This is a genomic window from Roseicyclus sp. (assembly GCF_018402035.1).
In the GTDB taxonomy this organism is placed as follows: domain Bacteria; phylum Pseudomonadota; class Alphaproteobacteria; order Rhodobacterales; family Rhodobacteraceae; genus Roseicyclus.
Map to the genome: position 1 here is coordinate 1 of NZ_JAGYJN010000044.1, position 3,085 is coordinate 3,085.

Sequence of the window (3,085 nt, forward strand, 5' to 3'; positions counted from 1 at the left end):
CCACTGCACGTGCGATCATTGCATCATTCACAGTTAGGTAGCGTTGTGTGGTGGCAATGTTTCTATGCCCAGCAATTGCCGCCAAAACATGCACACTGATGCCTTGATCCGCCAAGCGTGTGATCATCGTGCGTCTGCCGCTGTGGCTGCTGGCACCATCGATCCTACACGCAGCATAGACCTCCAAAAACAGCTGACACATGGTGTTGCCTGAGAAGTGCCCACCCTTTTGACTGGGGAATAGGGCAGCGCAGGGTTTTTCTACGCTTAGGCTGGCATGATAGCGCAGCAGCGCCGCGTGCAGCCTCCGGTTTACAAACACACGGCGTGGCGATCCCCCTTTGGTGGTGCGCAGATATATGACATCGCGCACAGCGCCTGTATCTGTGTATGCATCAGCAACAGTCAGCGCAGCGATCTCCATGGCACGCAGCCCAGCATTGAAGCTGATGGCAAAAATGGTCTGGTCGCGCAGCGCATGTCGGCGTGTGCTGAGATAGCTGTTGATCCGCCTTTGCTCTGCCTCTGTTACGATCCGTGCTTGCCGCATCCCTGCCTCCAAACCCCATCGATGTCATGCATGCAGTTTACGCGATGAGGTATTGGCTGGACGACCGAAACTAGGCAGGGCTTCTGCCTCTATGATCTCAACGACTTAGCCTATGATCCCAAAGAATAGTTATTCTATGAGATTTTGCCCATGGCTGTTCATTGTCACAGTGCAGTCAGGTTCAACCTTGGGCTAAGCCCAAGTGCCTCATCATCATTGTCTTCTGTCGCTCTGCGCCATCGACAATGCCTCGAAGCATGTTCTCATGATTGATTTGATGGAGAATGATTTCTTATGACGACTGATCATACAGATTGTGATGTCATACCAAGGCTATCCGTAGCCTTGGTATAGACGGCATCATGCGAGTTGCTCCGTCTGCCATAAGCACAACCTTTCTACAGGAAGCTGGGGTTGCCCTGTCAGCTTTACGTGCCACCTTTTCCGCAACGCACCCTTTGCGCCCTCAGCTATGGCATACTGCGGGCGCGGGCGTGGGGTTCTCTTTCGAGCCTTGTATTCCCACTCCTGCCATCCAATTTGTTTGACGCCTTGATGGCTTTGCGTCGGTCCGGCAGCTCGACGTCAACTGCATGGCAATCCACCTCCAGCGTCTACAGCTTTACCTGTGCTCGCTTCTGCGGAGTGTTTTTCAACACATCGGAGCCTGTCGTCGATAAATACGTTGGGTCGACTAATCCCAGCCGCATCACATGTTTATTTATCAACGGAGGGTAAATCGGTGTCAGAACTGATCATTGAAAACATCTGCAACTTGGTGATCGCTGAGGGCTTGGCTGAGAACGAGCAAGACTTTTGTGAGCGCTGGCTGTGCAGGGGTGAGGGTTATATGCGCACTTTGCGCTTTCGAGGTCTGCAGCCCAGTGCTGATGCGCTGGCTGTGTGCGCCAACAAGCTGGGGTTCTATGCAGATGCATTCTTAGCCAGCGATCGCCCATACTCGGTGCATACAGGGCAAAATCTACAGGCGTTACAGCGTCTGTGTGAGGATCAGCTGCGCAAGGCGGCACAAAGCAAGTGGCAGGGGCACAGCATCCATTGAAACACGCACGTCGAAATCAACTAGTGGAACGTGTGGATGCACTGGATGTGCGCCTCAAAGCACTGCGGCAGCAGCAAGATCGCATCAAGCAGCAAAAAAAGCAGATCAAGCTGCAGAAGGCTCAGCAGGCAGTAGCGGCATCAAACCGACAATGAATATTATTGACAAATAGCACTGGCTTTAGCGAACATTGATCATGTCTCTGATCTATGGGGTCCACTATGCCTACACTCGAAGAACTCCTAAAAGAATTTGGCTATGATAGCTCTGGCGATGCGCCGAGCAATCCACGTGGCAAGCTATTGGCTCAGGCTGATCGTATGCTCAACGAACTCGCCAAGTATAAGTCCAACTCAGAACTCAACAGCAAGAGCACCAAATACTGGTGGGCGCCGCAGGCTGTGAACGGCAAGCGTAAGATTACTGTGCGTTATGCCAACAAAGCGGTGCAGAACTTTTCTCACTATGCCAACGATACCATTGATGACGTTAAGCGAGTGATCACTGACTTTAAGAGCATCATTGAAAAAAGCGACGATGCGACATGGGCTGCGGAAGAAGCTCGGCGTAAAGATAGCGACTAAAGACACTATAGGTGGGGCAAGACATTTATCTCTGCCTCACCTTTGTTTCAGTCCCTTCAGCATATCTTTGAGCTTTGAGGATTTCTCTTCTGCGCTTATCTCAGATGGCTTTGCGCTGAGTGCTTCGATGGCACGATCAACCACTTCGATTTTGATATCGCGTTTGCTGCGCACTTGTCCTGTCACAGACGCAACTGATTGGTTTTGCATGCTGCGCGATGTTCTCACACGCGGTATGCCATGGAAATCAATACTTGTGCCGACAGTATCGGGTCCGTTATCCGGTGTGCGATCCAGCCACAGCTCAAGGCTTGGGTCCAAGCTTACTTGTTCTTGTAGATGCTCAAGCGCACGTTCATAGGCGAGATCAGTTTTGTTGTAAAACTTACCTGCGTATGACTTTCCTCGGCTAGACGCACTCTCAGCCTTCGCATGCTGAAAGTCAGCTTGCTTTAGCCGTCGTTCATACTCGCGTATTGTCTCAGGTTTATCCTCAGACTTGAGGCGCATTTCTTGCTCTTCAGCCCAGTCCCGCGCTATCTCATCGAAGTATGCGCCTAGCCATGTCTTGAGCTGGCGATTGGCTACCTCCTCGCCTGCGATCAATTTCTCACGGATTTCCTGCAGCTTTTTTATACGCTTGCTGTGATTATTGTTAACGCCAGAACTTTGGGACATGCGAGAGGCTTTTTGTTTGGTGCGGTTTGGGATTGGTCGTTTGGTTCGGTTTGGGAGGGACGGATTGGTTCGGTTTGGAGTGCAGTCAGTAAAAACCATTGGCACGCAAAAGAAAATGGGACGAAGCGCTAAAGCAGAACCAAGCGTGGAAAAACTGTGCATTTTTCTCCTGTGGCGAGCACTGCAACAATTTACTCAATCAGCCCCGCT

6 protein-coding genes are annotated in these 3,085 nt (G+C 51.3%); 4 read left to right on the forward strand and 2 right to left on the reverse strand.

Features of this window, described 5'->3' with window-relative positions; translation table 11 throughout:
- A partial coding sequence (locus tag KG698_RS14865; protein ID WP_213686324.1) for a site-specific integrase occupies positions 1–550 on the reverse strand: 550 nt, incomplete at its 3' end.
- 742 nt (positions 551–1,292) lie between these two features.
- On the opposite strand from KG698_RS14865, the gene KG698_RS14870 reads away from it, so the two are divergent.
- The 3 genes from KG698_RS14870 (at position 1,293) to KG698_RS14875 (ending at position 2,197) form a co-directional block, all read left to right on the forward strand.
- On the forward strand, positions 1,293–1,613 hold the full coding sequence (locus KG698_RS14870; RefSeq protein ID WP_213686325.1) for a DUF6626 family protein: 321 nt from the start codon (positions 1,293–1,295) through the stop codon (positions 1,611–1,613).
- A 32-nt stretch (positions 1,614–1,645) separates the two neighbouring features.
- Positions 1,646–1,768, forward strand: coding sequence for a hypothetical protein (locus tag KG698_RS15735; RefSeq protein ID WP_300984177.1), 123 nt, complete (start codon positions 1,646–1,648; stop codon positions 1,766–1,768).
- Positions 1,769–1,834: 66 nt separating this feature from the next.
- Positions 1,835–2,197: a hypothetical protein gene (locus tag KG698_RS14875; protein WP_213686326.1), complete on the forward strand. Its 363-nt coding sequence runs from the start codon at positions 1,835–1,837 to the stop codon at positions 2,195–2,197.
- Positions 2,198–2,233: 36 nt separating this feature from the next.
- On the opposite strand, the gene KG698_RS14880 is transcribed toward KG698_RS14875, so the two are convergent.
- A complete protein-coding gene (locus tag KG698_RS14880; protein ID WP_213686327.1) occupies positions 2,234–2,875 on the reverse strand; it encodes a hypothetical protein in 642 nt (213 codons plus the stop codon).
- On the opposite strand from KG698_RS14880, the gene KG698_RS14885 reads away from it, so the two are divergent.
- On the forward strand, positions 2,874–3,085 hold a 212-nt coding region (locus KG698_RS14885), incomplete at its 3' end, for a hypothetical protein (RefSeq protein ID WP_213686328.1). The genes KG698_RS14880 and KG698_RS14885 overlap by 2 nt on opposite strands.

Coding starts and splice junctions, on each gene's coding strand:
- KG698_RS14880 (WP_213686327.1), bottom strand. CDS start 2,875: ATGTCCCAAAGTTCTGGCGTTAACAATAATCACAGCAAGCGTATAAAA.
- KG698_RS14875 (WP_213686326.1), top strand. CDS start 1,835: ATGCCTACACTCGAAGAACTCCTAAAAGAATTTGGCTATGATAGCTCT.